Origin of the sequence: Paenibacillus ehimensis NBRC 15659 (assembly GCF_004000785.1) — a bacterium.
Lineage (GTDB): Bacteria > Bacillota > Bacilli > Paenibacillales > NBRC-103111 > Paenibacillus_G > Paenibacillus_G ehimensis.
On the sequence record NZ_BILX01000083.1, the window covers coordinates 1 to 26,986 of the forward strand.

Sequence of the window (26,986 nt, forward strand, 5' to 3'; positions counted from 1 at the left end):
CGCCGTTTTTCATCCGGGAAACGGGCCTCGATTGCGGCTCGCCGATGCGGATATCGACACCTGCCACGGGCTCGACCGGTTGGACCGGCTCGATTCCTTTGTCCGGCCTTGCAGCCGTATCCGTTACAGGCCGAACCGGCGTCTGCGGCTCCAAAGCGAGGGAGACGCTGCGAATGACAAGCTGCCCTTCGCTGTCGGGCGCGGTCTCCACCTGAATGCTTCGCACCTTCACCCCGGCCTTCTGCTCGATGCTTCGCTTCATCAAACCGGCAGCCTGCGTCTCGACCAGCTTGCGCGATTGCTCCTGCTGCTTGGCTTTCAGCGCTTCGGCCCGCTGCAGGGTAGCGGGCAGCGACTCGACCTCTCCGGCTGCCCCGCCCGCCAGCCGCCCGGGGCTCGCCGCTCCGCTTGTGATCAGCGCATCCTTGATACGCTCATCCAATTGCGACCGCTGGCCAAGCAGCGAGAAGAGCGGCTGCAGCAGCGAAAGCAGCAGGAACAGACCGATCACGGTTTTGACATAGCGCTGCATCGACCGGTTCGGCAGCAGCAGATCGACGAAGGTGGCGAGCAAGATGACCATGACGATCGACTTGAGCCACCCGCTCAGGAAGTCCAATCGTCATCCTCTCCTTCGCGTGGCGCGGTTCAGCGCATCATGACCGATACGTTGCCGGCGGCGATCACAATGGTAATCGCCAGGAAAAACATGAGCCCGACGACAGCTAGCGCCGCAAAGACGAAAATCAAGCTTTTGCCAATCGTTTCCAAACACGTGATCATCGGGTTGTCTCCCAAGGGCTGCATCACCGCAGCCGATACATTATAGATGAAGGCAAGCGCCAATATTTTGAGCGCCGGGAAGGCGCACAGCACGAGAAGAATGACGACCCCCGCCAGCCCTACCGCGTTTTTCACCAGCAGCGAAGCGCCGATCACGGTCTCCGAGGCGTCCGAGAACAGCCTTCCGACCACCGGCACGAAGTTGCCGGCGATGTACTTGGCCGTCCGGATCGTCACCCCGTCCGCCGCGGCGCTGCCGATACCTTGTACCGAAACGACGCCCAAAAAGACCGTAACGAAAATCCCAAGGCACCCTACGCTGACGTTCCGCAGCAAATTGGCAAGCTGGGTCACCTTGTATTTGTCCGACAGGGAGCTGACAATATGCAGCACCGCCGAGAAAAACAGCAGCGGAAATACGATGAAGTAGATCGCCGTCCCGACCGCGTGGATCATGAACACGATCAGCGGGTGCAGGACGGAAACCGTCACTACGTTGCCCATGGAGGCGAGCAGTGTAAGCAGCAGCGGGACGACGGCGATCATGAAGTGGATCATATCGGTTATCGCCGATTTGGCATAGCCGATCGCGACGCTGAAGCTGTTGACCGCCATAATCATCAGGACCAGAAACGAAATGGCATAGGCGATTTTGCTGACGTTATTTTTCTCGAAGGAGCTTTGCAGCGTTTCCAGCAGCATGCTGAATACCGTAAGAATGACGATGGAAACGAGCAGCTTGCCATTGTAGAGAAGCTCGTGAAACAAGTATTTGAAAAGTCCCGAGAAAACCGAACCGAGGCCGAATTCCTTGGCTCCGAGCAGCAGCTCCATGAAGCTCGGGGCCCGGCTGTCCGGAAAATATCCGCCGTACTGCCGGGTCAGCCGGCTCCAGAATTGCTCCACCTGATCGAGAGGCAGCCGCTGCGCCTGCTCCCGGATCAGCTCTTCCGCCGGTACGGCGGCATAAACGGCGCCGCAGCAGCCCGCATCCAGCATAAGTGCCGCGAGGAACGCCATGCCAAGCAGCAGTCCGAGCCGGAGCGTGCCGCAGGCAGCCCATCTCCCGTACGAATGTCGTATCTCTTGCATCCAGCGCCGCCTCATCGCTCCTCCTCCACCCGCTTCTTCATGCCGAGCTGCCCATTTCCGGCGCTAGGCGGGAAGCAGCTTGACGACCGTTTCGATGATGGCCGAAACGATCGGAATCGCCATCACCATAATGAGAACTTTGCCGGACAGCTCGATTTTGGAGGCGATCGCTTCCTGGCCGGCGTCCCGGACGATCTGGGCGCCGAATTCGGCAATGTAGGCGATGCCGATGATTTTCAGAATCGTTTTGAGAAAAATCAAATTGATATTCGCTTTGTTGGCCAGCTCCTCCAGCACTCCGATCACGGCGGATATTTTGCCGATCAGGAACAGGAAGATCGTAATGCCGGTGAACGCTGTCAGCAGGAAGGCAAACATCGGCTTCTGCTCCTTGATGATCAGCACCAGCACGGTCGTTACCAACCCGAGCCCTACGACTTGAATGATCTCCACGGGCTTCACCTGCTTTATTGGAAGAGAAAAATCGTCTTGATCTCTTTAAACAAGCTGTCCAGCAGCCGGACCACCATAAACAGCACGACGACGAAGCCGATCACGGTGACCCAATGCGCCATATCTTCTTTGCCCATCTGCTTCAGCACGGTATGAATCATTGCGATAATGATGCCGATGCCGGCGATCTGGAATATCGCGTTTACGTCCACGTTCATTGGCGGCACCTCACCCTTAAGCCTGGCTCTGCTTCTAATACATTAAAATGACGACTAACGCGCCCATCAGCAGGCCGAGGCTTTTCCACATCCGCTCGTACCGCTCCCGCTCGTCCCGCGCAATGTCCGCTTCCCCTTGCAGACTGCTGACGGCGAGCCTCAGGTGCTTCACCTGATCCTCGCGGTCCGTCAGCCCCAGCGTAGAGCCAAGCTGCAGCAGAATGTCCCGCTCCGCCGCTTTCATCGACGTCGATTTCCATCCCCGGCTCACCGCCTGCTCCCAGACGGCCTGTACGGAACGGCTGCCGGGCTTGCCGAGTTCCTCCGCTGCGGCCACAAACAAATCGCCCGCCGGGGAATCATCCGCTCTTGCAGCGCGCCGGAGCGCATCCGGCAGGGGCGTGAAGCCGTAGAGGATTTCCGTTTCCAGCCGCTGCAGCATGCGGATCAGATCGGCGATTTGCCTCGGACGGCGCGACAATTGGGAAGCTTGGTAAAAGCCAAACAACGTGCCTGCCAGCAAAATCAACATGGCGCCAAGCAGCTTCAGCATACGGGGTCCTCATCCTCTTCGCCGGTTCGCTTCATCAGCTCAGCCCCCCTCTCCAAGCCAGCCTGTCGTCAAGCCGCTTGCCTTGCTTGTCGTAGACGGCTGTCTCCGGTCCCGCTCCCGGCGGTCTGGCCAGCACCACGAAGCGGTCGAACACGCCGTCTTCCAGCAGCTCCCGCAGGATCGGACGGCGCCTGAGCTCTGCCTCGGCCCGGCCGTGGACCGTAGCGATGATGCCGACGCCGGCGTGCAGCGCTTCGTGGATCGCAAGCGCATCCTCGGCCCGCCCGATCTCGTCGGCAATCAGCACCTCCGGCGACATGGAGCGGATCATCATCATCATGCCTTCCGCCTTCGGGCAGCCGTCCAGCACGTCCGTCCGGCACCCGACATCGAAGCGGGGAACCCCTTTGACGCAGGCGGCAATTTCCGAGCGTTCGTCGACAATGCCGATCTTGAAGGATCGGCGCAAGCCGTTGTCCGCTCCTCCCGTCCCAAGCAATCGGGCCAGATCGCGGACCAGCGTCGTCTTTCCCTGCTGCGGAGGGGAGACGATCAGCGTACGGTACACCCGCTCGCCGCCCGGTTCGAGCAGATAGGGAAGGACCGGCTTGGCGGCATTTTTCCATTCCCGCGCCAGCCGGACGTTGAAGCTGCTGACATCCTTGATGTATTTCACCTTTCCTTGTTCGAGGACGGTTCGTCCGGCCAGGCCGATCCGGTGACCGCCGGCAACGGTAATGAACCCCCGCTTCAGCTCCTCTTCGAACGTGTACATCGAATGCTGCGTCAGCTGCTCCAGCAGCTCCGCGCAGTCCCGGCGCGTCGGCCGGTAGGCTTGCCCGGAATCGGCGCACAAGCTGCCCTTGTCCGATACGAAGCCGCAGCCCGAGGCCCAGACGACTTCCAGAGGCCTCTCTTCGCGGATCCGGATTTCTTGCAGCTCGGATGCAATGCGGGTTGGTAGAGTTGCTAGGATTTGCTGCATATCGGCAGAGAAGAACGGCAGCAGCGACCGGATCATGGCTATCCCTCCAAGCTGTCCATCTTTTACAATCATATGTATGATGCAATCTACTGAACTATGACCGATTACTTTTTTAAGATTCCAATAAAAATACAGCTCACGCCGACAAGCACCCATAGCATTTTGCCCGCCGACAGCTTTTCTGCCATCCCCACTAGTCCGATCGTCGTTGTCGTAAGCAGTACGAGAGGCCCGACCAGCGCCAGCGCCGAATTGACCAGAAGCGCTTTCTCAATCTGGTTGTAGCGCAGCATAAGCAGCCCCGCCATAATCTCGATGCTTCCCGAGAAGATTCGGATCAGCGCCATGCTGAGGACGATTTTATTAATGACCGACATGCGTTTCCCCCCTTTGCTTTCCTTATCACTGTATGCAGGCTCGTCTTATTTTAGGCTCGCAGGGCACACCATTCGCCCAAAATGCATATGATGACACCGTAATCCAACTTTATGTTACTGCGAGGCGATACAAGATGGAGGTTACATCACCGCTGCAGTGGAACACCCTGCTCAGCGATCCGACCGGGCATCGTACGGATAAGCCGCGAGCCTTAGGTAAAACGATGGTGATCGACAAAGGCCTTGGACTTCATGCGCTTGAGGATTTGCTGCAGACGGCTGGCGTCTATATCGACATGCTGAAAATCGGATTCGGCACCTCGCCGCTTTATAAGACGGAGTTGCTTAAGCGCAAAATCGAAATGGCCAAAGCCCACGACATTATCGTTTATCCCGGAGGCACTTTTCTTGAGGTGGCGATCCGGCAGGATGCGGTCGACCATTATTTTGATATGGCAGCTTACATGGGCTTCAGCGGTGTGGAAGTGTCGGACGGAACCATCGAGGTACCGCGGAGTCTGCGCAGCGAGTTGATCTCCCGAGGCGTGGAAGCAGGACTCACGGTCATTACCGAATACGGAAAAAAGGGATGGGGCTCCACCATCGAATTGGACGAATTGATTGAAACGGTGATCGTGGATACCGGACTTGGCGCTGCGCTTGTCACGATCGAAGGCCGGGAGTCCGGCAAAGGCGTCGGCATCTACGACGCTCAAGGCGCTTGCAAGGATAAGGAAATCGCGCAGGTACTGAGCCAGGTGCCGAGTCCGGGCGTTCTGCTCTGGGAAGCGCCTCAGAAGGAGCAGCAGGTGCATCTGATGCAAATGCTGGGAGCCGACGTTCATCTCGGCAACGTCGCTCCGGCGGACGTCATCTCGCTCGAAGCGCTCCGTCGGGGACTCCGTTCCGACACGATGCTCCTTGGGGGAACGCAGTCCGTAGCCGCCGGCTACACGTGGGATTGGCAAATTTGAAGCGGAGGAGGTCCGGTTTCCGTGAATATTCAAGTGATCTCCTCCATTAACGAAGCGAGGTCCGACGACCTGCAGCACAAAACCGTTATCGTCATCGATGTGCTTCGGGCAACCTCTACGATGCTGACAGCGCTTGCCGGGGGATGCCAGACGCTTGTCCCGGTCGAAACGGTCAGCCAAGCGAAAAGCTTGCAAAGGCCCGGAGATTTGCTGGGAGGGGAGCGTTCGTGCAAAAAAATTCCCGGCTTCGACTTCGGCAACTCTCCGCTGGAGTACTCGCCTGAAGCGGTATCCGGAAAAACGTTAATTATGACGACGACAAACGGAACCCGGGCGATTCATAAGGCCAGGAAAGCGGATCACGTGCTGATCGGCGCATTCCTGAACGCCGGTGCCTGCGCCCGCAAGGCGGCCTCGCTGGACCAGGAGATCGTGGTTGTCTGTTCGGGGGCCCAAGACGTGTTCTCGCTGGAAGACGGCCTATGCGCCGGTCTGCTTGTGCGCGAATTGCTCCGGCTGTTCGGCTGCGACCCGGACAGGCCGGCGGCCGCGCGGGCGGTCGGCGATTTCGGCCTGGCGATGCTTCACGCCTACCGGCAAGTGGAGGACCGTCTGAGCGAAACGCTGCTTTCCTGCGCTGGCGGACGGCGGCTGACCAAGCTCGGTTTCCGCGACGATGTGACATACTGCGCGCAAATCGACCTGTTGTCCTTGGCGCCTGTCGTGCGTGCCGGAAAGCTGGAGCCGGAGCACGCCTCTGCCTCGCTCTAGTTCTAAACCAAGCCCTCGTTCATACACTGGAAAAGAAACCAATGGACAAGGGGCCTGACCATGAACGGAGACATTTTGCTGGTGGCGCTGATTATCATCGGTCTGATCGGTCGCTCCCATATCATCACCACGGCAGCCTGCGTGCTGTTGATTATTAAGCTCATCAGTTTGGATCGGTATTTGCCTACCATCGAGCGGCGAGGGCTGGAGCTGGGGCTGCTGTTTTTGACGATGGGGGTGTTGGTTCCGTTCGCCAGCGAACGAATATCCATCAAAGACGTGACGTCGATGTTCACCACTTGGCCGGGGATCCTGGCCTTGGTCGGAGGGGCCATCGCAACGTACATGAACGGCAAAGGCTTGGAGTTATTAAAAATAGACCCACAATTGATTGTGGGTCTTGTCATTGGGTCCATCTTCGGAATTGTTTTCTTGAAGGGCATTCCGGTCGGACCGCTGATGGCCGCCGGAATTACCGCCTTCCTGTTTAAGCTGTTTACGTTCGTCTTCGATAAGCTGCGTTAACTAACTTATCTTCGTTCGGAAGGGCCGCCTACAAATGCGGTCTGATCCGTATCGAGGCCGTAAGCGCTGTGCAGCGCCGCGATCACTTCGTTCAAACGGCCGTTTTCAATGACGCAGGACGTCTTGATTTCGGACGTGCTCACCAGCAGAATACTGATGCCAAGCTCGGAGATGACCTCGAACATTTTCGCGGCGACGCCCGGTGTGCTGACCATCCCTGCCCCGACGATGGATACTTTGACCAGATTGGTCTCGGAGGTCACTTGACGGAAGCCGACTTCCGGACGAATCCCTTCGATGACTTGAAGCGCCTTCTCTTGATCGGACAGCGAAACGGTGCAGGAGAAGTCGGCGAGACCGTTCTGGACGCCGCTTTGGACGATGATATCCACGTCGATTTGCGCTTTGGCCAAGGCGGTGAACACTTTTGCCAGCTGACCCGGCTTTTCTTCCACTCCCAGAATACTGATTCTCGCCACATTTTTGTCGTATGCAATGCCGCGTACTACGATGCCTTGTTCCATCGCCGCTTCCTCCTTCACTTTCGTGCCCTCATTATGGTTGAAGCTGGATCTGACGACCAGCTGTACATTGTAATTTTTGGCGTATTCCACGGCGCGGGGGTGAAGAACCGCCGCCCCGAGATTGGCAAGCTCCAGCATTTCGTCGTACGAAATTTCGTTCAGCTTGCGGGCGCATTTCACAATCCGCGGATCGGTGGAATAGATGCCGTCCACATCGGTAAAGATTTCGCAGACGTCCGCTTCAATGGCGGCTGCCAGAGCTACGGCCGTCGTATCCGATCCGCCGCGTCCGAGCGTCGTAATCTCGCCGTCCTCCGTCATACCCTGAAAGCCCGCAACGATGACGATTTTGCCGGCTGCGATTGCATCGCGGATACGATCCGGGCGGATATCGGTAATGCGCGCCTTGCCATGAAGCGCTTCCGTGTACATGCCGGCTTGCCAGCCCGTAAACGAAACGGCTTCGTGCCCGAGGCTGTGGATCGTCATCGCCAGCAGCGCGACCGAAACCTGCTCGCCCGTCGTCAGCAGCATGTCCATTTCTCGCGCCGGCGGCGTGCCGGGGCACAGTTGTTTGGACAAATCGATCAAATCGTCCGTTGTATCTCCCATGGCCGAAACGACGACGACACAATCGTGGCCTTCAAGCTTTCTTTCCACGATGCGGTTCGCCACCCGCTTCATCCGCTCCGCGTCACCTACGGAGCTCCCGCCGAATTTCATCACTATCAGAGACAAAGCTGCTCACTCCCTACGCAAACTTTTACATAACTAGTGAGTAATTATATCATAAGCCCTGTCTCTCTTGAAATAGTAAAATATCAACCCGAACAGACGGATAACGCGAAGCCGCCGTCTTCTTCCAGCTGTGTGAGCAGCTTCTCTGTTCCGCCGCAGCGCGCCGAAGCCAGATGGGCCTGATAGGCCCGGCTCGTTCCCGCCTCGGTTACCACATAGACCCGTTCCTTGCCCAGAGCGCGGCACCATGCGAGAAAGCGGTCCGCCTGTTGGGCGAACAGCAGGCCCGGCAGCGTATGGATGCCTTGCAGCCACAAATATTCGGGCAAGTCGGCAGGCATCTGCCACTTGGGGAACAGGCCCGCAAGCCGGCCGGGCTCTAAAGGCATGTCGCAAGGCATCGTATGAAAATCGTAACGGAACGGATATTGTCGCGGGCCGGCGAGCGGATGCGCAAACCGGGCGGCGGACGTCCCCTCGCACCAAAGCTCGGCCGTTTGGAGCATTCGCATCGTCGGGCCGGCAATGACGGCGTCCGTATCCGAAAGCGGCTTCAAGCTTCGAAGCCGAAGCGCGTCCATTCTGCCTTTCTCCGTAAGCTGCGGGTCCTTCATTTGCCGGCTTCCCGGCAAACCGAGCGAATGCTGCGCTTCCCCCTGAATGACGAATACCAAGTCCATCATACTCCCCCCAGTCCATCGTTTTCATAAGCAAAAAGCTGCTCTTGTTCATGTATACGGAACCGGCGCGTCCCCCATGCTGCCTGCCGTAAGCACCGTCCGGAACGCTACGGCCGCTTCCGCCGATTGGCCCATCTCCGCAGCAGCGGCTGCAGGGCGAAGGCATACAAGGCGGCGCTGCCGGCAAACGTCAAGGCGTAAAGCCATCCGGACGGGCTTGCCGTCAGGCCGAAGGAAACCTGCGATTCCAGCACTTGCTTGCTCGAATAAGCGTCGACGATCTTCGGCGTATACCGCATGGTGAGAATGATCCCCGCAATCATTTGCACGATGACATACAGCACATGAACGGCCGCCGCAAACAAAAGGGCGTTCCTTATCGTTTTAACCATCCATATCTCCCCTTGAAAAACCGTTATCTATAGTTTGCATACCATCCAGTATTCGTCGTACGACTCGCTGCCGATTTTCAACGCATTCGGTTCGGTGCCAAAGATTTCGAATCCCGCCGAACGGTACAGTCGAACCGCCGGTTCGTTGACGGTAACCACGGCCAGATAAACCTGCTCCAGCCCGTCCAGCGAGCGAACCTCCTCCAGCACATGCCGAAGCAGCGCGGTGGCGATCCCTTTCCCCTGATGGGCGCTATCCACATATACGCCCCACAGCATGCCCTTATGAGCCAGGTTGCGCGAAGACTCCCGGCGAAAGCCGATCATGCCCGTCAGTTCGTTGTTCTCTCCGAACGCACCCAGAAGAAACTGGTCCGCCGAATTCGGAAAACGGCGGCGAACCTCGTCCATTGCGGTAAGCGATGCCTCCTCGTAGTTCGATCCGAATGATTCGGGATGCTCTTTCAACGATTTTAACCTCAGGCTCCAAAATACTTCCACGTCTTGAGGCTCCAATTTGCGAATGATCATAAATTATCCTCCATTTTTTAATAGATGCAAAAAAAACGATTGACTCTGACATTAATGTCACGGTCTATAATAAACCTACGATCCGCAATTCACCTGAAGGAGGGATGGACTCTGAAAATCGGCGAGCTGTCCAAGGCGACCGGAGCCAGCATCCGATCCATCCGCTATTACGAGAAGCAAGGGCTGATCACACCGGCCCGCACCGAAAGCGGCTACCGGGAATACCACAAGTTTGCCGTAGAGCAGGTCAATACGATCCGGTTGTATTTGAAGCTGGGCTTGTCTACTGAGCAGATTGCCGGTTTTCTGCAATGCGTGCTCATGAACAAAGAAGCGTTCTGCAACGAGGTATTGCCCGTTTATCGGCAGAAGCTGAAGGAAATCGACGAGCAAATCCAGACACTGGTCCGGATCAGGTCCAATCTGGAGGACCGCATACAATCTATTCTATCGGAACAAACCGATAACGAATCCATGGAGGGAACAAACGATGAGCATTAAAACAAGCAACGATGCCGAATTTTCCGGAGATATCCGCAAATCCGAACTGACGCTGGTCGATTTTACCGCCGTGTGGTGCCCGCCGTGCAAAAGGCTGATCCCGCTGCTGGAGGAGCTCGGACAAGAGCTGGGAGAGCGCGTGACGATTCTGAAGGTGGACGTCGACGCTTCGCCGCAGATTGCGTCCCGATTCGGGGTGATGTCGATGCCGACGGTCATCCTGCTCAAGGATGGCGAGCCCGTCGAAAGGCTGGTCGGCTTGAGGCCGAAAGAAACGTACCGCAGCTTGGTTGCCAAGTACTCGGCCGTAACCGCCCGCTAAGGAAATCAAAGCAGGCGGCAGTCATAGACCGCCCTCCATGCCTCTTCCTGTCCATCGTACCATATTTTGGGGCATGGCGGAATTCCTCGCATGCCGGATGATGACCGGAATCTTTGCTTAACTCAGAAGGGCTGGCGCACATTAGCCGTCAGCCCCAATGCTCCATTCCCCCTGCCCGATCGCAACGGTTCGGACCGGGCGGCCGAACTCCCGCTCGATCCCCTGCTCCACAATAAGCTCATCCGGTTCGTCGTGCTGCGGATCGTCCCAGTCCAACCATTGCAAGCGGCCGAAGCTGCAGGACCGGTACGCCTTTCCGTCCTTCACCCGGACATAGACTACATCACCCCCGGCCAAATAGCTCACGATCGCTTGACCTGCGCTCCGCCCCGACGGGAGCCGGGTCAGCCAAATCTCGACCAGCCGGCTGCGGCCCGGGGCGGCGGACAAGTCGGCCCGGCCGCGCCAATGGGAAGCGATGATGTCGGTCCACTGCCGGATCCAACGCTTCTTGGTAAACACCTCTGCGACCCCGGTCGCTTTTTGCTTGAACGAAACGAGCTTCTCAGGGTCGTCCAGCAAGCTGCAGATGGCTTGTTTCAGGGCATGGGCGTTCGGCTCGATGAGCAGCCCGTTGTACCCGTCGATGACGAGATCCGTCAAGCCGCCGACCCGGGTGGCAATGACCGCATTGCCGGAAGCCATCGCTTCCAGACAGGACAAGCTCGTGCCTTCGCTGTACAGCGTCGGGATCAGCGAGATGTCCGCCTGCCGGTAAGCCTGCGGCATATCGTCAAGCTTCAGCGAGTACCGCTTGATGCGGCCGGACCACCGTTTGCGTTTGAGATCGACATGCCGAAGGTCGTCATCGAGCCCTTGCCCGACGAAATGAAAATCGACGTTAGGATATTTAAGCAAAATTTGATCGATAACTTCCAGCACCAGGTACAATCCTCTCGCATGGTACAATCTCCGGGGATACAAGATGACGATGCGGCTGCCCGGCTTGTCGTAATCGGGTCTTGGCGTAAACTCGTCCGTATCGACGTAGTTCGGTATCACTTTGATCGTGTGGCCCAAAGCATAATCGACCGTCTGCAGCCAGTTCGCCGAATTCGTATCTACCGACACCAGGGTTCCGCACAGCCGGGCCCCTTCGATAAAACGGCGGTTCGTTTCCCAGAATACCGATCCGTCCGTATAGCTGCAATCCGGATGATCCCAACTCACGCCGTGAATAATACCGATGCCGGAACCGCTCGTTTCATAGGGCCACGCGTTAAAAAAGGCGGAATAAACCGTCAATGCCGAACGCTCGGCCGTCTGCTCCTGAAACAGCCGGTTGTACGTTTTGACGGCGGGGATCGTGTACTGCTTCGCGTGCTGTCCGCCTCTGGATAAAGATACGACGTCAATGCCCCGAACCCGGCGCAGCCACGTATCATGGCCGTACTGATAGACGGTGAGGGGCACCCCCTGCTGCTCCAGCAGCCGGTGCAAATCGGTCAAATACCGCTCCGCTCCGCCGTTATAGAATTTCTCGCCCTCGTAATCCAGGAAGGTCACCGTCATCACCGCAGCCTTGCCGGCCGGATTATAATTGGCATACGCCTTCCAGGCGCTCTGACACTCCTCCAGCAGACGCTCCGCTTGATCCGTCCGCTCCGACCATTGGTGTCCTGCGGCGAAACGGACCCCTTCCCGGCCCGCTACCGCTGCGAATTCCGGAGCCAATACCGATGCAAGGGCCGCTTCGAATTCGTCGGCGCCTTCCGCCAGACGCAAGATGTCGGTCTGGTATTTCGTCAACTCCAGCAACGGCGTGGAAACGACCGGAAGGCCGAGCGCTGCGTATTCGAAAAATTTGACGGGAGACACGCTGTTGGTCGTTTCATTGACGCGAAATGGAATCATGGCCGCTTGAAACCAACTGCCGTAGTGTGCCAGTTGATGGTACGGCTTCATCCCGAGCAGGTGAATGTTGGGCGCATCGAGTTTATCCTTGGAAATGCCCGGCTTGCCGATAATGACGAACTGCCACTCCGGCCTTCTGCGCGCCAATTCCAGCACAAGCTCGTCGTCGAACCATTCTTCCACCGCTCCGAAATATCCGATGACCGGGGAGCCCGCTGCGACAAACGGCGCCATATCCCCGGGAATGAAGGGCTGTGGCATTCCGAAATCTTCGATTCTCGCAGCGTTAGGCAAATAGAGGGCATCGGACCGTTCCTTCACATACCTCTGCAGCGATTTCGCGGAATAGGTCACGATATCGGCTTGGGCCGCCGTTTGACGATGCTTCTCGAGCATGTTCCCGTCGTATAACGAAAAAAATTCAAGGGCATCGAGCACGTCGTACCAAAGCACCTTATGCGGCAATAAGTCTGCCCAAGCCATCTGCATCAGCCAAGTGCACAGCACAATAACGGATTGGCTGCGAAGCGCAGGAATCAAGTACGCTTCGCCGTTCACGACGAAAAGGTTCGGTTCGGCTTCGCGAAGCTGAAAAGGTTCGCCGGTAGGGTCGCAAAAGAAACAAAGATAACCTCGTCCGGCAAACTCTTTCAACAGCTGCTGCGGACGCTGAAACGGCTCCCAGGGAACCGCTTCAGGGAAGACGACGATCGCTTTGAACGTTTTGCTCCCCATGATTTTCATCACTTCCGCTGCATGCGGATCGATCGGACCGTGCAGGAAGCTCGCATAATACTGCTGCCTGTAATGATATTCCGAACGAAAATGCGGTTTCGTCTCTGCCGCCACCTTCCTTTACCTCCCCTTCGTTGCCGAATTGCACGCCGGTCCGGATTCTCTTCATTTCCTTCCACAATGGGTTGTTTCACCATTTTAGACTAGACAAGTTCCTATCCGCATTTATCCGACATATGGTACAGCGTATCTGTTAGGAAGGAGTGTATTATGACCGTGTCCATACGACAAATCCTTTTAGTGAAAAGAACCTGCATTCCGGTTCGCAAAATTGTGGTTCGCAAAGGCCGTTCCCCAAAAGAAACGCCTGGGCTTGTCAGACATCGTCAACAGGCTCCGTCGCCGTATTTTCAGACTGTTTAACAGCTTAAGCCGGCGCCTTCATCGAATCTCGCTTGACGTGAGCCGGCTCGCCGGGCAGGTGAATGACGTTTCCGCGCAAGAGAAGCAATTGTCCGCGCAGTTGGCGCAAACGACACAGACGCTGAACGGCTTAAGCGGGCAAGTCTCGGCGCTTGCGGCCCGAACGGAGCCGTTCGCCGCCCAGATCAGCAGCTTGCAGGCGGAGGTGGCGAGCCTCATCGCCACGCGCCGTGCCGTTCGCACGCTGCTGCAAGGACGTATCGGTACGACGGTATCCATCGAATCGAACGCAGGCGCCATCTCCGGTACACTGACCGCAGTCGGCGAAGATTTTGCCCAAATCCTAGAGCCAACGGGCGACATTGTTTTAATCCCTCTCGCCAACGTAACTTCCGTAAGTTAAGAAAGGAGGCAGCTGGACATGAATTTCTCTCAGGCGCTGGCCACCTTCATCGGTAGAAGGATCGAAGCGTTTTTGACGAATCAATTCGTTCAAGGTACGCTGCTCGGCGTAGGAGACGGTTTTTTCACAGTGGAAGTACCCAATCCCTCCTACACTACCCCGACGACGCAAGTAACGGTATTTATACAAAATGTAGAATTCGTACGTATTCTTGCGGCTTAATCTTGCGACGGGCCCATATCCGGGAGCGTTTCCCGCATCCACCGCAGCCACTTGGCATAACGGTCCGGGTGTCGGTGGGTTATGCTTGACATTCGCAGCCTCCGATGGTATGCGACCTCGGGCACTTCCTCCGGCGGCCCGAATGGCAGAAGTCGCGCCAAAAGCTGAAGGTCTTCGTACAAACGTCCCTCGAACGGGTCCGTGGTCAACCAACCGCCCAGCTGCTTCAGCCTTTGGACGCTGTACATGCGGGGAGCCAACGGTAATCCGTCTTTCAGGAGCGAATCGGCCGTCAGCTCCTTCGGGCGCTCGCCGATCCGTCCCACGATCAGGCTTCGATCCCGACGTTCGTGCCACTGCCTGTGGCGCCCGTAGAGGAACGATGCTCCGTGTCCTTGTGCAGCCCGGCCGGCAAATAAACGCAAGCAGTCCGGCGTCAGCCAATCGTCGGCGTCAAGCTCAAGCAGCCATCGTCCCCGGACCAAGGATAACGCCCGATTTAAAGCATGGGACTTCCTCTTGTTCCGCCGGCAGCGCACGAACCGGATGCGGGGGTCGACCGAGAAAGGGCAGGCTCTCACCGCCTCCTCGGAGCCGTCGTCCGATCCGTCGTCTACAATAAGCAATTCCCAGTGCGGGTACGGCTGAACGCAGACGCTTCGGATCGCCCAAACCAAATATTCCGCATCATTGTACGTGCAAAGGACCACTGTCACAAACGGAGACTGGCCGGCAACGGCGGCGCTATACCTCCCCTTCAGGATCGGGGCAACCTCGCGCTATTCGTCCGCCGCTTTCTTGGTGACGGGAACACGCGGCAAAGCCGGCAGCCAGCCCGAAGATTGCCGTTCCGGCCAATGCCATGCTTCGCTCAACTGAAATTGCTTTTCCACCAGGACATACCGTTCGAAAGGAAGCAGTTCAGGCCCGGCAAATCCCGGGCACAGGCCGCTCCTCCACGCTTTTGTTCGCCAAAGCACAGGCCCTCTGGGCACGCCGCCGACTGGCAAACGATGACGGTCTGCGTCCACCGGGGTCAGCAGCACGCCAGCCTCGCTCTCCTTTAAGGAGCGGACCCAGCTTTCAAGCTCGCGGCGAAACGCCGGGAGCAGCCGCTCGCCCGCATACAGGATGACAAACCAAGGCTCCCCGTAATCGGCAAGAGCGGCGTTCAAGCCGCCCGCAGCATGCGATTCCAGCCGGATACAACGGCTTTCCGGGAAGACAGTCGAAACGGATGCTTGCGTATGCTCCGCAGGCGCGCCTTGACGCGAGTCCAGTACGATAAACAGCATCTCGGGAACGGCCTCCCGTCCATCTGCACTTCTCGATTCACTGTTTACTATATGATAAACACCTATAATTTGTTATCGATTTTTCTAAGGAGGAACATCCGGTGAGCATCGTCATTTATCCGTCGACCCTCGATTGGACGTGGATGAAGCAGCGTCCGCAGCAGCTGATGACCCAATTGGCGCGTCTCGGCCACACGGTTTTTTTCTGCAACCGAACCCGATCCGCTCCGCGGGTGGAGCCGGTCGAGCCGAATTTGTTTGTCGTCCACCACCATGAGCATTGGCTTCAAACGGCCTGGCCCCAAATCCGCAAAACCGCCCCGGTGATCGTCTGGTGCTCGCTGCCCTTCGCCTATTTGTCCATTGCCTCCGCCTACTCGCCCGATCGGATCGTTTACGACTGTTCGGACGAGCTGGGCGAGTGGTTCCGGGCCGAAAAACAACTGGCCGTCCGGGCGGATGCCATCGTATGTTCCTCGCAGCGGCTGTACGACCGGATTCGAAGATGCTATCCGGAGCAGCGGGCCCTCTTGATCCGCAACGCTTACGATCCAAGCATGAAGCTTCACTTGCCGAGTGAAGAAACCGCTGCAAGGCATGAGGGGGCGAAGCGAAAACAGATCGGCTTTGTCGGCGCGTGGGCGCCTTGGATCGACGAAGGGCTGATCGGCCGATGCTCACAGCTGCCCGGGGCCGAAGTGACGGTGATCGGGCCGCCATTCGACAGGAGGCACCCGCCCGACGCTTACGGCGGCAAGGTACGCTTTTTGGGGTTAAAGCGGCATGAAGAACTGCGCGGCTATATTCAAAGCTTTCAGGTCTGCATCATTCCTTTCCGCATCACGCCCTTGACGGTCGCTGCCAACCCGGTCAAAGCCTACGAATATCTGGCCGCCGGCAAACCGGTGGTATCCACGGCGCTTCCCGAGTGTCGAAGGATGGCTCCGCATGTGGATACTGCCGTCTCCCGCGAAGAGTTTATCCGGAAGGTCGCGGAACGGCTTGACGAACCGGGCGACGGAGCGGCCCGCATCTCCTATGCGCTGGAGCATACTTGGAGGCACCGCGCCCGGGAGATCGACGCCTTCCTTCGCTCGCTGCCGGAACGAAAAGAGAGAACCTGATCCTGTAGAAGCGACAAAATTCTCTCCTGATGATACCGCTCGTCCCGCGCTTCTCCCCGTTAGATCACGCTTCCCGGCGATACTCGCTTTTTCTAAAGCAAAAAAGCAAGGAAATCGCCTGTTGGCCGACTTCTTGCTTTTTTTATTTCCGTCGCTGCTATCCGCCCGCACCGTTTTTCCCATTGCTTGGCACGCAGCGCCGGGTTACGCGGATAGAGTCGTCGCACCAGGTTTCACTACTCCGCCTGCCACAGCCCGGCCGCCCGGGAAGAGCGCCGCATCCGGGCCAGCGCTTCCGCCGAGGCGGCCGCGTCCGGCACGCTGCGCAGCTCCAGCACCCAAGAACCGGCGAAGCCGTAATCCCGGGCCAGCACCGTCACGGCTTCGAGCGGAACCGAGCCTGCGCCGAATGCCCAATGATCGTCGCGCACGCCTCCGTTGTCGCTCAAATGCAGCCCGACAACATACGGCATTACACGCTTAAGCGATAGCAGGCAACGCCCCGTGCCGGTCAAATGGGCGTGGCCCGCATCGAAGACGATCCGCACACGCGGCGAATCGACCGAGCGGACGATCCGCTCGAGAAACCGCACATCCGCGCCTAACAGGCTCGGATACGGCGGTACGTTTTCCAGCCCGATCACGACAGCCGAACCGGTTGCTGCGCGCAGCGCTTCCCGGACAAATTCCGCCACCCGCTCCGCGAGTTCCGATTCCCGGGCGGAACCGGCCAGCAGCTCCTCCGCCTCGTCCGCTTCTCCCGGATGCACCACGACATAAGCGCATTCCAGCCGCTCTGCGATCCGAAGCGTAGTTAACAACAGCTCCATTGAGGCTCTTCTGGCTTCTTCCTCATCCGCCGCAGGGTTCAGACCTGTGATCGGGGCATGAACCGTCCAGCGAACGCCATGCGCCTTCCCAAGCTGCCAAAGCCAGTCCAGCTTCTCCTCCGGCCAATCCAGCAGCTCGATGTGCGGTCCTTCGCCCATGATCTCGATTTCCTTCCACCCGTCCCGGATCAAACGAACAACCGCCGCCTCCAAAGACTCCTCCAGCAGCGCATAAGTCGAAACGGCGCATTGACGCAGCGCTTCCATAAGCTTCATCCTCCTTATCCTCCTGCTTACTTGATCCCCGACTGAATAAAGCTGTTCATAAACTGGCGTTGGAAGAGCAGAAACCCGGCCAGCAGCGGCGCGATCACCATCAGCGTTGCGGCGCTCACTTCCGTCCACTGCGCGCCGGTCTCGAACGATTGGGCGAAAATGGCCAGCCCTACCGTAAGCGGCCGGTTTTCAACGGAATTCGTCACGATGAGCGGCCACAAAAAGTTGTTCCAATGGTAGCTGACGGATACCAGCCCGAAGGCGATGTACGACGGGCGGGCCAGCGGAAAATAAATTTTCCACAGCACCTGCCACTTGGAGCAGCCTTCCATGACGGCGGCTTCGTCGAGCTCCGGCGGAATCGTCTTAAACATCTGGCGCAGCAGGAAGATTCCGAAGGCCGACGCAAAGTAGGGCAGCATAATGCCGAGCTTCGTATCGAGCAGCGACAATTCCTTCAGGACGTTGTAGTTCGGAAAAATCAGCACGTCCGCCGGAATCATAATCTGCACCAGAAACAGCAGAAACACGAGATTTTGGCCGCGAAAGCGGACCCGGGCAAAAGCAAACGCCGCCATCGTCGCCGTGACCATCTGTACGGCAAAAACGCAGACGACGATCAGCAGCGTATTGACATAGTACTGCGCGAACGGCGCAGCCGCCCAGACGCGGGCGAAGTTGTCCAGCGTGAACTCCAGGGACAAGCCCGGCTGCAGCGCAAGCTGTTTCGGACGAAAGGCCGTGCCGGTCACCCAGAAAAGCGGGATCAGCCAGACCAAAGCGAGCATATATATGAACGCATGACTTATTTTCAACTTGTTACGCCGCATGTAACCGCCAACCTTCTTTCACAGGGCATTTCCGCATCAATGGTAATGTATTTTCTTATCCAGCCCGAAAAATTGCAGTGCCGCCACGAGCAGAAGGACGGCGATCATGACGACCGTCAAGGTCGAGGCCATGCCTTGATCCCAGAAGCTGAAAGCCGTTTCGTAAATATAATAAAGCAGCAGATTGCTCGCGTTGTTCGGTCCGCCCTTCGTCATGATCAGCAAATGATCGACGAGCTTGAACGCGTTGGTCAGCGCCACGATGGCGACAAACAAAGTCGTCGGCATCAGCAGCGGAAACGTAATTTTGCGGAACACGGTCCAGCGCCCGACGCCGTCCACCTCCGCCGACTCGTACAAGTCGCGGGAAATATTTTGCAGCCCGGCGAGGTAAAAAATCATAAAATACCCGGCTTCCTTCCAAATCATCATAACGATCATCGCATACATGACCAGCTCCGGCGTCCCGAGCCAGTTGATGTCGCCCTGCCCGATCCATTGGGTCACCCTGCTCAGCAGCCCGTACTGCGGCGTATAAATAAACAGCCACACATTGGCGATGGCAATCATCGGAATCATGGTCGGGTAAAAGAACGCCGTCCGCACGAAGCCTTTGCCGCGAATCGCCTTGTTCGCGAACACCGCCATCAGCAGCGCCAACGCCATAGACGTCGGCACCGTGCCGAGCGCAAACCACAGATTGTTGGACATGACCTGCCAGAAAATATCGTCCTTCATCAGATGGGCATAATTATCCAGGCCGGTAAAGACCGGCACCGGGCTCGCCAAATCCGCCTGATAAAAGCTAAGCCGGATCGTCTTGGCGATCGGATAAAACGTAAACAGGAACAAGAACACGAGCGAAGGCAAAAGCAAAAGCCATGCGAATGCGTCCGTTTTCCATTGTAGGTTGAAGTTTTTGCCGCCCAAAAGGAAGCCTCCCCGCGATCGTTAAAATGAAGCCGTGCCCGAGAGCCGTGGGCGGCCGCCTGGATAAGCGCATGCCGCCGCCCCCGGTAATCCGGACACGTAAGATTACTTATTGAACGGAGCGAGCGCCTTGTCCGCTTCCTCCTGCGCTTTCTTCAAGGCGTCCGCCGGCGACATCGCGCCTGTCAGCGCCGCCTGCACCTGGTCGCTGAGCGCCTTCATCACTTTGCCGTTGTTATGTGTGGACAATTCTGCGGCTGCATACTGCAATTGATCGCGCGCCACGACAGCGGCCGGGAATTCGGCGGTGTATTTTTTCATCCGCTCGGTTTCGTAGGCGGATTTGCGGACGGCGACATAGCCGGTGTCGATGCTCCATTGGGCGGCACGTTCGGCTTCGGTCATGAATTTTACGAATTTCCAAGCCGCTTCCTGCTTTTTCTTATCGATGTCTTTAAAGATGTAGAAGTTGCCGCCGCCCGTCGGGCTGCCGAAGCTTTTTTGTTTCGGGAGGAAGCTGACGCCGAAGTCGAACTTGGCGTTTTTCTTCACGTTGGACAGGTTGCCCGTCGTATGGTACATCATGGCCGTCTTCCCTTCCAGGAAGTCCGAAGGCACCGTGCCCCACTCGGTCACGCCTTCCGGCATCGCCTTTTCCTTTTTCGCCAAATCCACCCAGTACTGCAAGCCTTCCACGTTTTCCGGCGTGTTGAACATGACCTTTTTGCCGTCCTCGGTCATAATGTTTTTGCCGTTTTGCAGCGCGAACGTCTGGAACATCCAGTAGGCGAAGCCGGTGACCGGAATTTCGAGGCCCCACTTGCCGTCTTTGGTCAGCTTCTTGGCGTAGTCCTTCATCTCATCCCACGTTTGCGGCGGTTTGTTCGGATCGAGACCGGCCGCTTTGAACAGATCCTTGTTGTAATACAGCACGATGGTGCTGCGTTGGAACGGAATGCTGTACGTCTTGCCGCCGGTTTGCGAGTTCGCCAGGAACGCGGGATAAAAGTCCGACAAATACTTGTCGCCGCCTTCTTTGGCGATGAACTCGTCAAGCGGAAGGATGGCGTTCATATCGAGCAGGCTGAACAGCTCGGTCGATTGCAGCACGGCCACATCCGGCGGAGTTTTGCCCTGTACGCCCGCTTGCGTCTTGACGGCGGTATCCGCGTAGCTGCCCGTATAGACCGGCTTGACGGTAATGTTCGGATTTTGCTTCGTGAATTCCTGAGCCATCCCTTCGATGGTGGCGGTCAGCGGTCCTCCGACGGCAATCGGGTAATAGAACGTAAGCTCGACCTTCTCGTCCTTCGTCTCCGCTTTCGTATCCGCCTGATTCGAGGCCGAGGAAGCGGCTGGCGGCTCGGTTTTGGCGCCGCACCCGGCGAGCATCGAAATACACAGACCCAGACTTACCATTTTTGCAGTTACGGAACGCATCGTTTTCTCTCCTTTGGTTGGTTGAATAGGATATACGTCTGCCGAGATCGTCCCTATGGCTTTACTGTAGCAAACGTGTGTGATGTCCTCGTTAGAGCAATGTAAAGCAAATGTTAAAAATCGGAGCGGAGAGCTTCCAGCAAATCTCCCAGAGAATCCCAGACGTAGTCGGGCCGGATCGGAGACGCGTCCAGGTCAGACCTCGCCGTCACGCCCGTCAGCACCAGCGCCGTGCGCATGCCGCTGCCGAGTCCCAGCAGGATGTCCGTATCCAGCCGGTCGCCCACCATCAGACAGCGCTTCGCCGGAAGACCGCTCCATTGGAGCGCCTTGTGGGCGTAATAGTCCGACGGCTTACCGATGACAACCTGCGTCTCGGCGCAGCTCGCCGCTTCGATCGCTTTCACCATCGCCCACGTGTCGGGGATGACGTCGCCGTCGACCGGACAATACGGGTCGGGATTGGCTGCGATCAGCGCTGCCCCGCCGCGCACGGCCTTCATCGCTTGATGCAGCCGGCCGTAGTCGAAATGCATGTCCATCCCGACAAGCACGTGCGTCGCGCGAAGCGGGTCCTCCGTTCGCCGAACGCCCAGCTCGTCCAATTCGCGGATCAGCGCCGGCTCTCCGACGGGATAGACGACCGGATCGCGCAGCTCCGTGAAATATACCGCAGCGGCGTAAGCAGCCGTCACCACCTCGTGCACGTGCGCTTCCAGCCCGAACGCCTGCAGGCGGGCTTGACATTCCCTCCTCGTCCGCGTCGTCGTATTGCTCAAAAACAAAATGCTCTTTCCTTTTTCCCGCAGGACGGAGAACGTTTCGGCAGCCGCCGGAAGCAGCCTGTCGCCGAGCATGATCGTTCCGTCCAAATCGAAAAAGAAACCGTCCACTTCCCTCAAATCCGGCAAAATCCTGCGCAGCTCCCTTCGTGATGAAAACACAAAAAAACCCTTTATCCAGCAGAAAGAAGCGGCGCATCGTCGTTCAGGCGCTTCCTGCGGCTGCATAAGGGTTTTCTCCTCGTCTCATACCCTTGAATATGCAATTGGGACTTCCGACTCTTACTCTAGCACCGTTTTGTCATCGGGATGTTAACGGTTTGTGTAATTTTTGTAAAGGTGCGGCTTCCGGCACGGTGGCTGACGCCGAACCCGGTCCCCACAGCTTCCGGCTGCCCATCGATACGGCGCTGGCCCCTGCTTCCAGCGCGAGTTCGATCTCCGCGTGATCGTGAATCAGCCCGCCGGCGATAATCGGCATGGAGATGCTCCGGCGCAGCTGGGTAATAACCCGGGGAATCAGACCGGGCATAATCTCTACGGCGTCCGGCTCGCTCTGCCCGATATTGTGAATGCCATGCTCCAGCGCGGACGTATCGATCAGAAACAGCCGCTGGATCGCGGCCAGGCCGTTCTTTTTCGCCTGTTTAACCAGATGGCTCTTCGTCGAAATAATGCCGGTCGGCCGCCAACGCTCCGCCACGTACTTCATGACGATCGGGTCGCTGCCGAGCCCCGCGATAAAATCGACGTGCAGGAACACTTTTTTGCCTGCTTGCAGCGCCGTCTCCACATACTCCCCAGCCGTGACCAGATCCCCGATCAGCAAAAAGACGACGGGCCACTCGCTGGCGCACGCCGCCTGCAAATCCTCGGCTTTGCGCACCGCGGGAATGATGCGCTTGTCCCCCATGTACTCGTATAATGCCTGCTTCACGTTCTCTGCCCCTTTCCAAGCTCCGTTCTGCGCCATACGCTGACAAACTCCGCGCAGCTCGAGTTCATCTTAGCAGACATTTGTCAGGGCAGTGTTAACGAAGGCCGAAGAGCAGGGGGGAATGGGACTCACCCCCAAATCGCGGGGGCTTGTTTTCTTGACCGTTGGCCGGACCGTTTAACGAATCAATCGATGCGCCGCCGCTCCAGAATTGTTTCGGGGACAATAGAGGAACTGACGTGCGTTAGTGCGTTCGAATTGGCCTGCCTGACCAAAATAGCGCATCTGCGGTGTCTTAATGCCCTCATGCAAGGGGAGTTGAACATTTTTCGACATGAATAAGTCACCTTGCTTCCTCTATGTTCCGAGCAACTTCAAAAACCTTGGCTTAGCGCATCCTCGTTCCTTTATTTTCAGGTTGAATCGAAGTCGGCAATCATCATCGTGCTTCCTCCGCCGATAATGCATTTGCCGCCTTGGTTCGTCATTGCAAAAACGCGGGACGATTACACCCTGCGTTTTTCTTGCGTCCCAGGACTATATATCCCCGAGTTGCTTTTGCTTGGCATCGTCGATCTCACTTTAAGCCCCCCTCCGGTACGGAGCCGCCGTGCTGCGGCGCTCAAGGACCTGTTCGTGAACCGGCATCAACCGGACCGCGAACGTAAATTCGGTCGACGGGCAGTTCCATCCGCTGCCTGAAGCGCAATATCCCCCGGCGGCTTGCCGCACGGCGCCCCTTGCATAGTGTTAACGGAGCAGGCCGATAAGGGAAACGATCCCGAACAAAACCACAATCGTCCCCGAAATCCGGTTGATCCATTTCATCGTCGGGATATTCAAGCGTTCTCTAAACAAGCCGACCGTAAAGCAAAGAGCGAACCACCAAAGCGCCGAGCCCAAAAAAACACCCGCGACCAGCGCAACCGCTGAATTGACGCTTTCTCCGGCGCTTCCGATGCCTATGCCTGCGAAGATCCCCAGAAAAGACAGGACGGTCATCGTGTTGGCGATCGTCAGTAAAAAAGTGGAAAAATAGGAGCCGAAGAGAGTATCCCCTGACGCTTTTGCAGGGCCCGATGCCGGATTGGAGAGAATCGTCCGCACGCCCAAGTAACATAGAAAAATGCCGCCGGCCGCTTGCAGCCAGAGCTTCTGCTCCAGAAGCATGTTCATGACCAGCGTCAAGCCGAAGCCAGCTGCAAAACCGTATAGCGCATCCGCCGTGGCCGCTCCGAGTCCCGACAAAAAACCGTGCACCCTGCTTAAGGCTATCGTTCTGCGAATGCACAGTATCCCAATGGGTCCCACCGGTGCGGCAATCGACAAGCCTAAGACGATTCCTTTCCATAAAGCAAAAAGCATCTTCTTTCAAAATCCCTTCGCGATATAGTAGGCTGATTATATCACGAGTGCTGCCTGCGGGGACAATGCTTATAAAAAACGCGGAACGTTTTCGTCCCGCGTGAGTTGGTTGCGATTATCTATACACTTGTGTTCTCCGTATAGTTCATCGCGAAAAACGCCGGGGCGCTTCCTCCGCTGCTTAAAGCACATCACCGGCACGCAGACGTCTGGCCGCTGCCTCGAGCGCCGCGCCCTGCTCGTTGACCGGCATCAGCCGGACCGCGAACGTAAATTCGTGCGGCTCCAGCCGGTAAGGCGGAAGCTGTCCCTGTCCGCAGCTTGCGCTTCCGAGGCCGTTGTGCCGGTAGTCCAGATGCACGGTAATGAAATCCCGCTTGACCAAATCGGTCGTGTGCTTCGCCCGCTCGATGTCTTCCGGCGTATGCCAGTGCGCGCCGAAATCGAACTGCGGCATCCCGGCGGCCAGCAGCCCCGAGCCGCAGCCGCTCAGAAAAGCGGCCCACCGGACATCCGAGCGGTTGCCGTTCTCTTGAGGGTACACGTAAGGGAACCCGAGCCCGTCGACGGAGCAGTCATACCGGCCGAACCGGGCCGCCTGCTTGCTGTCCGGGTACGCTTCCCCCGGCCCCCGGCCGTACCAGACGACGCGGTCATAGGCGCCCGGCAGCTCCATCCGCAGCCCGATGCGCGGAAGCATCTCCGGCGGTTTTCCATACGGCATCCCGCGCACTTGGAGCTCAACAAGGCCGCTGCCGTGGACCGTATACGCCCATACGGATTCGTAGCCCCAGTCGTACACGGGCGGAGCCGTGCGTATACGACGGGTGCAGCGCACCGTGCCGGAGTCAAGCCGCTCCCAGGCGAACGAACGGGCGTCGCCGCGCGCCAAATGAAGGCACGCCTTGCGCCAGTCGGCCACGACGTACATGTCGTTGTCGATCGGCGGCCGCCAAAGCGTGAGCGCGGGACTTCGGCGGAGCAGCGGACGGCCCGCGCCGGTCCACGAGCGGATATCGCCGCGCGCGAGATCGAAGCTGAGCGCGAAGTCCGTGCCGCGCAGGACAAGCTCGCCCGCGCGCTCTTCCGCGAGCAGCGGGTGCGGCGCCGTCGCAGCTGGAAGGGCGCCCGGCCCGGCAGCCGCCCAGCCCGGCAGCTCAAGCTGCGCCCAGGCCACTTCGTGGCCGGATGGCGCCCAGCTCGTGTCCGAGGCGAGCACGAAGCGCAGCTCAAGCCGGTACTCCGCGCCGGGCAGCAGGCGCGCCGGTCTATGCAGCGGGAGCGTCACCGCCGCCGTGCCGCCCGGCGGCACGTCCGGGAGCGGAGCGCAGCCGCTCACAAGCGAGGCGCCGTCCGCCGAGACGGTCCAGACGAGCTGCAAATGACTCAGGTCGCGGAAATCGTACCGGTTCCGGATTGTGACCGTCCCTTGCCCCGCATCGAACGCTTCCACCGTTACCGGCTCGATGATCTTTTTGTACTCCAACAGTCCGGGCGAGGGCGTACGGTCCGGCATGACCAGACCGTCGATGACGAAGTTGCCGTTGTTCGGCTCGTCGCCGTAATCGCCTCCATAGGCGTAGTACGTTCGCCCGTCCGCCGTTCTGCGGCTGAGGCCGTGGTCGATCCATTCCCATACGAAGCCGCCGGCGAGCCGGGGATAGTTGCGGAACGCTTCCTCGTATTCCAGCAGCCCGCCGGGACCGTTGCCCATCGCATGCGCGTATTCGCACAGCACATGCGGCTTCTCCTCGTTGTCGCGCTGTCCGAAGCCGATCATTTTCTCTACGGTCGAGTACATCGTGCTGAAGACGTCGCATACCTTCGCCTCGCGGTCGCCTTCGTAATGAATGAGCCGCGTCGGATCGGCGCTGCGGCACCAAGCGGCCATCGCCTCGTGATTGCAGCCGAAGCCGGATTCGTTGCCGAGCGACCAGAAAAGGATGCTCGGATGATTTTTGTCCCGCCCGACCATCCGTTGTATCCGCTCGACATAAGCTTTTTCCCACGCGGGATCGTTGCTCAGCCGGTCGGCATCCCCTACAAGCTCGAAGCCGTGCGTTTCCAGGTCGGTCTCGTCCATGACGTACAGCCCGTACCGGTCGCACAGGTCGTAGAACCGCGGATCGTTCGGGTAATGCGCCGTCCGCACCGCATTGATGTTGTGCCGTTTCATCAGGACGACGTCCCGCTCCATCGTCTCTAGCGTGACCGCCCGGCCGCGCTCCGGATGATGATCGTGGCGGTTCACGCCGCGCAGCCGGATCGGCTTCCCGTTGACGAGGAGTCTGCCGCCCCTTACTTCCACCCGGCGGAAGCCGACGCGCGTCGGCACCACTTCGAGCGTCTCGCCGTCCGCCGTCTTGAGCGTGAGCAGCAGATCGTACAAAACCGGCGTTTCCGCCGTCCACGGGCGAACCCCGCTCAGCTGCGCCCGGAAGTGCGCCGCCGCTTCATCGCCGCCTTCGCTCCAGCCGTCCACGGGGCAAACGCCGGATGCGGCCTCCGTCCCTTGTTCCCCATCCGTCAGCCGCCACTCTAGCACGACGTTTCCCGTCATCGTCCGCTCTTTAGCCAACTTCACCCTCACGTCCAGCAGACCGTTGCGGCCGTCTTCGTCCAGATCGGCGACGACCGTGTAATCTCTTATATACGTCTTCGGTTGAGCAACCAAGGCGACATCGCGAAAAATGCCGCTCAGCCACCACATATCCTGATCCTCCAAATAGCTGCCGTCCGACCACTGGTATACCTGCACCGCCAGCACGTTCTCGCCCTCGCGCACAAACGGGGCAATCGCGAACTCCGACGGCAAGCGGCTGCCTTGACTGTAGCCGACATAGCTGCCGTTCAGCCAGACGTGAAAAGCGCTGTCCACGCCTTGAAACCGCAAGAATACGTTCCGTGACAGCCAGCTCTCCGGCAGCGTAAACGTCCGCCGGTACGTCCCGGTCGGGTTGTCAGCCGGTACTTCGGGCGGACGGACCGGGAACGGATAATACAAATCCGTATAATGCGGCGCGCCGTACCCGTGAAGCTGCCAATGGCTCGGCACGGCGAG

General features: G+C 58.3%; 30 protein-coding genes. 8 read left to right on the forward strand and 22 right to left on the reverse strand.

Annotated features, from left to right (window positions below; translation table 11 throughout):
• The 7 genes from spoIIIAF to PEH01S_RS29255 all read right to left on the reverse strand — a co-directional run.
• Nucleotides 1-619 (reverse strand): stage III sporulation protein AF (spoIIIAF, locus tag PEH01S_RS29225; RefSeq protein ID WP_127489676.1); only part of this gene is annotated, 619 nt, incomplete at its 3' end.
• A 29-nt stretch (nt 620-648) separates the two neighbouring features.
• Nucleotides 649-1,803, reverse strand: coding sequence for a stage III sporulation protein AE (gene spoIIIAE / locus PEH01S_RS29230; protein WP_407669496.1), 1,155 nt, complete (start codon nt 1,801-1,803; stop codon nt 649-651).
• Between the two features lie 135 nt (nt 1,804-1,938).
• On the reverse strand, nt 1,939-2,328 hold the full coding sequence (spoIIIAD, locus tag PEH01S_RS29235) for a stage III sporulation protein AD (protein WP_025846943.1): 390 nt from the start codon (nt 2,326-2,328) through the stop codon (nt 1,939-1,941).
• Between the two features lie 14 nt (nt 2,329-2,342).
• On the reverse strand, nt 2,343-2,546 hold the full coding sequence (spoIIIAC, locus tag PEH01S_RS29240; RefSeq protein WP_010499062.1) for a stage III sporulation protein AC: 204 nt from the start codon (nt 2,544-2,546) through the stop codon (nt 2,343-2,345).
• Between the two features lie 34 nt (nt 2,547-2,580).
• A complete protein-coding gene (spoIIIAB, locus tag PEH01S_RS29245) occupies nt 2,581-3,099 on the reverse strand; it encodes a stage III sporulation protein SpoIIIAB (RefSeq protein WP_127489678.1) in 519 nt (172 codons plus the stop codon).
• Between the two features lie 34 nt (nt 3,100-3,133).
• The gene (gene spoIIIAA, locus PEH01S_RS29250) at nt 3,134-4,120 is read right to left on the reverse strand and encodes a stage III sporulation protein AA (RefSeq protein WP_127489680.1); all 987 of its coding nucleotides are present in this window, start codon (nt 4,118-4,120) and stop codon (nt 3,134-3,136) included.
• Between the two features lie 68 nt (nt 4,121-4,188).
• Complete coding sequence (locus PEH01S_RS29255) at nt 4,189-4,461, reverse strand: YqhV family protein (RefSeq protein WP_025846948.1); 273 nt, start codon at nt 4,459-4,461, stop codon at nt 4,189-4,191.
• A gap of 134 nt (nt 4,462-4,595) precedes the next feature.
• Here PEH01S_RS29255 and comA point away from each other — a divergent pair, with 134 nt between their 5' ends.
• From comA to PEH01S_RS29270, 3 genes are read left to right on the forward strand one after another with little or no spacing between them, the layout of a single operon-like run.
• Nucleotides 4,596-5,435: a phosphosulfolactate synthase gene (comA, locus tag PEH01S_RS29260; RefSeq protein ID WP_025846950.1), complete on the forward strand. Its 840-nt coding sequence runs from the start codon at nt 4,596-4,598 to the stop codon at nt 5,433-5,435.
• 21 nt (nt 5,436-5,456) lie between these two features.
• Complete coding sequence (locus PEH01S_RS29265; RefSeq protein WP_127489682.1) at nt 5,457-6,206, forward strand: 2-phosphosulfolactate phosphatase; 750 nt, start codon at nt 5,457-5,459, stop codon at nt 6,204-6,206.
• Between the two features lie 60 nt (nt 6,207-6,266).
• Nucleotides 6,267-6,731, forward strand: coding sequence for a DUF441 domain-containing protein (locus tag PEH01S_RS29270; protein WP_025846954.1), 465 nt, complete (start codon nt 6,267-6,269; stop codon nt 6,729-6,731).
• A 5-nt stretch (nt 6,732-6,736) separates the two neighbouring features.
• On the opposite strand, the gene PEH01S_RS29275 is transcribed toward PEH01S_RS29270, so the two are convergent.
• From PEH01S_RS29275 to PEH01S_RS29290, 4 genes are all read right to left on the reverse strand, one after another.
• Nucleotides 6,737-7,993, reverse strand: a complete 1,257-nt coding sequence (locus PEH01S_RS29275) for an aspartate kinase (RefSeq protein ID WP_127489684.1) — start codon at nt 7,991-7,993, stop codon at nt 6,737-6,739.
• Nucleotides 7,994-8,076: 83 nt separating this feature from the next.
• The gene (locus tag PEH01S_RS29280) at nt 8,077-8,673 is read right to left on the reverse strand and encodes a histidine phosphatase family protein (protein ID WP_246063100.1); all 597 of its coding nucleotides are present in this window, start codon (nt 8,671-8,673) and stop codon (nt 8,077-8,079) included.
• 107 nt (nt 8,674-8,780) lie between these two features.
• Complete coding sequence (locus tag PEH01S_RS29285) at nt 8,781-9,065, reverse strand: hypothetical protein (RefSeq protein ID WP_127489688.1); 285 nt, start codon at nt 9,063-9,065, stop codon at nt 8,781-8,783.
• Between the two features lie 27 nt (nt 9,066-9,092).
• Complete coding sequence (locus PEH01S_RS29290) at nt 9,093-9,596, reverse strand: GNAT family N-acetyltransferase (RefSeq protein ID WP_025846959.1); 504 nt, start codon at nt 9,594-9,596, stop codon at nt 9,093-9,095.
• A 111-nt stretch (nt 9,597-9,707) separates the two neighbouring features.
• Here PEH01S_RS29290 and PEH01S_RS29295 point away from each other — a divergent pair, with 111 nt between their 5' ends.
• Nucleotides 9,708-10,097: a MerR family transcriptional regulator gene (locus PEH01S_RS29295; RefSeq protein ID WP_025846961.1), complete on the forward strand. Its 390-nt coding sequence runs from the start codon at nt 9,708-9,710 to the stop codon at nt 10,095-10,097.
• Nucleotides 10,060-10,419: a thioredoxin gene (trxA, locus tag PEH01S_RS29300; RefSeq protein ID WP_173426547.1), complete on the forward strand. Its 360-nt coding sequence runs from the start codon at nt 10,060-10,062 to the stop codon at nt 10,417-10,419. Before PEH01S_RS29295 ends, trxA begins: the two co-directional genes overlap by 38 nt.
• A 141-nt stretch (nt 10,420-10,560) precedes the next feature.
• On the opposite strand, the gene PEH01S_RS29305 is transcribed toward trxA, so the two are convergent.
• Nucleotides 10,561-13,182 carry a glycosyltransferase gene (locus PEH01S_RS29305; protein ID WP_025846965.1) on the reverse strand — a complete coding sequence of 874 codons (2,622 nt, stop codon included), beginning with the start codon at nt 13,180-13,182 and terminating at the stop codon, nt 10,561-10,563.
• Between the two features lie 259 nt (nt 13,183-13,441).
• Between PEH01S_RS29305 and PEH01S_RS29310 the strand changes: the two genes are divergently transcribed.
• Together PEH01S_RS29310 and PEH01S_RS29315 are read left to right on the forward strand one after the other, a co-directional pair.
• Nucleotides 13,442-13,894, forward strand: coding sequence for a hypothetical protein (locus PEH01S_RS29310; RefSeq protein WP_127489690.1), 453 nt, complete (start codon nt 13,442-13,444; stop codon nt 13,892-13,894).
• 18 nt (nt 13,895-13,912) lie between these two features.
• Nucleotides 13,913-14,116: a hypothetical protein gene (locus PEH01S_RS29315; protein WP_127489692.1), complete on the forward strand. Its 204-nt coding sequence runs from the start codon at nt 13,913-13,915 to the stop codon at nt 14,114-14,116.
• On the opposite strand, the gene PEH01S_RS29320 is transcribed toward PEH01S_RS29315, so the two are convergent.
• Both PEH01S_RS29320 and PEH01S_RS29325 read right to left on the reverse strand, forming a co-directional pair.
• Entirely contained in the window at nt 14,113-14,832 is a 720-nt protein-coding gene (locus tag PEH01S_RS29320) for a glycosyltransferase family 2 protein (RefSeq protein WP_164828069.1), read from the reverse strand. The two genes, PEH01S_RS29315 and PEH01S_RS29320, sit on opposite strands and share 4 nt — an antisense overlap.
• A 63-nt stretch (nt 14,833-14,895) precedes the next feature.
• Nucleotides 14,896-15,411, reverse strand: a complete 516-nt coding sequence (locus tag PEH01S_RS29325; RefSeq protein ID WP_127489696.1) for a hypothetical protein — start codon at nt 15,409-15,411, stop codon at nt 14,896-14,898.
• Between the two features lie 101 nt (nt 15,412-15,512).
• Between PEH01S_RS29325 and PEH01S_RS29330 the strand changes: the two genes are divergently transcribed.
• Nucleotides 15,513-16,535, forward strand: coding sequence for a glycosyltransferase (locus PEH01S_RS29330; protein WP_246063101.1), 1,023 nt, complete (start codon nt 15,513-15,515; stop codon nt 16,533-16,535).
• 236 nt (nt 16,536-16,771) lie between these two features.
• On the opposite strand, the gene PEH01S_RS29335 is transcribed toward PEH01S_RS29330, so the two are convergent.
• From PEH01S_RS29335 to PEH01S_RS29370, 8 genes are all read right to left on the reverse strand, one after another.
• Nucleotides 16,772-17,641 (reverse strand): sugar phosphate isomerase/epimerase family protein, encoded by an 870-nt coding sequence (locus PEH01S_RS29335; protein ID WP_127489698.1) that lies wholly within the window; start codon nt 17,639-17,641, stop codon nt 16,772-16,774.
• Nucleotides 17,642-17,658: 17 nt separating this feature from the next.
• Entirely contained in the window at nt 17,659-18,471 is an 813-nt protein-coding gene (locus PEH01S_RS29340) for a carbohydrate ABC transporter permease (protein ID WP_025846968.1), read from the reverse strand.
• A 36-nt stretch (nt 18,472-18,507) separates the two neighbouring features.
• Nucleotides 18,508-19,401, reverse strand: coding sequence for a carbohydrate ABC transporter permease (locus tag PEH01S_RS29345; protein ID WP_025846970.1), 894 nt, complete (start codon nt 19,399-19,401; stop codon nt 18,508-18,510).
• Between the two features lie 105 nt (nt 19,402-19,506).
• Nucleotides 19,507-20,841, reverse strand: coding sequence for an ABC transporter substrate-binding protein (locus tag PEH01S_RS29350; protein ID WP_127489700.1), 1,335 nt, complete (start codon nt 20,839-20,841; stop codon nt 19,507-19,509).
• 113 nt (nt 20,842-20,954) lie between these two features.
• Nucleotides 20,955-21,752 carry an HAD-IIA family hydrolase gene (locus PEH01S_RS29355; RefSeq protein ID WP_307720137.1) on the reverse strand — a complete coding sequence of 266 codons (798 nt, stop codon included), beginning with the start codon at nt 21,750-21,752 and terminating at the stop codon, nt 20,955-20,957.
• Nucleotides 21,753-21,924: 172 nt separating this feature from the next.
• Nucleotides 21,925-22,596: a glycerol-3-phosphate responsive antiterminator gene (locus PEH01S_RS29360; RefSeq protein ID WP_246063102.1), complete on the reverse strand. Its 672-nt coding sequence runs from the start codon at nt 22,594-22,596 to the stop codon at nt 21,925-21,927.
• 714 nt (nt 22,597-23,310) lie between these two features.
• Nucleotides 23,311-23,925, reverse strand: a complete 615-nt coding sequence (locus tag PEH01S_RS29365; protein WP_127489704.1) for a LysE/ArgO family amino acid transporter — start codon at nt 23,923-23,925, stop codon at nt 23,311-23,313.
• A gap of 181 nt (nt 23,926-24,106) precedes the next feature.
• The coding region (locus PEH01S_RS29370) for a glycoside hydrolase family 2 TIM barrel-domain containing protein (protein ID WP_127489706.1) at nt 24,107-26,986 on the reverse strand (2,880 nt) is incomplete at its 5' end.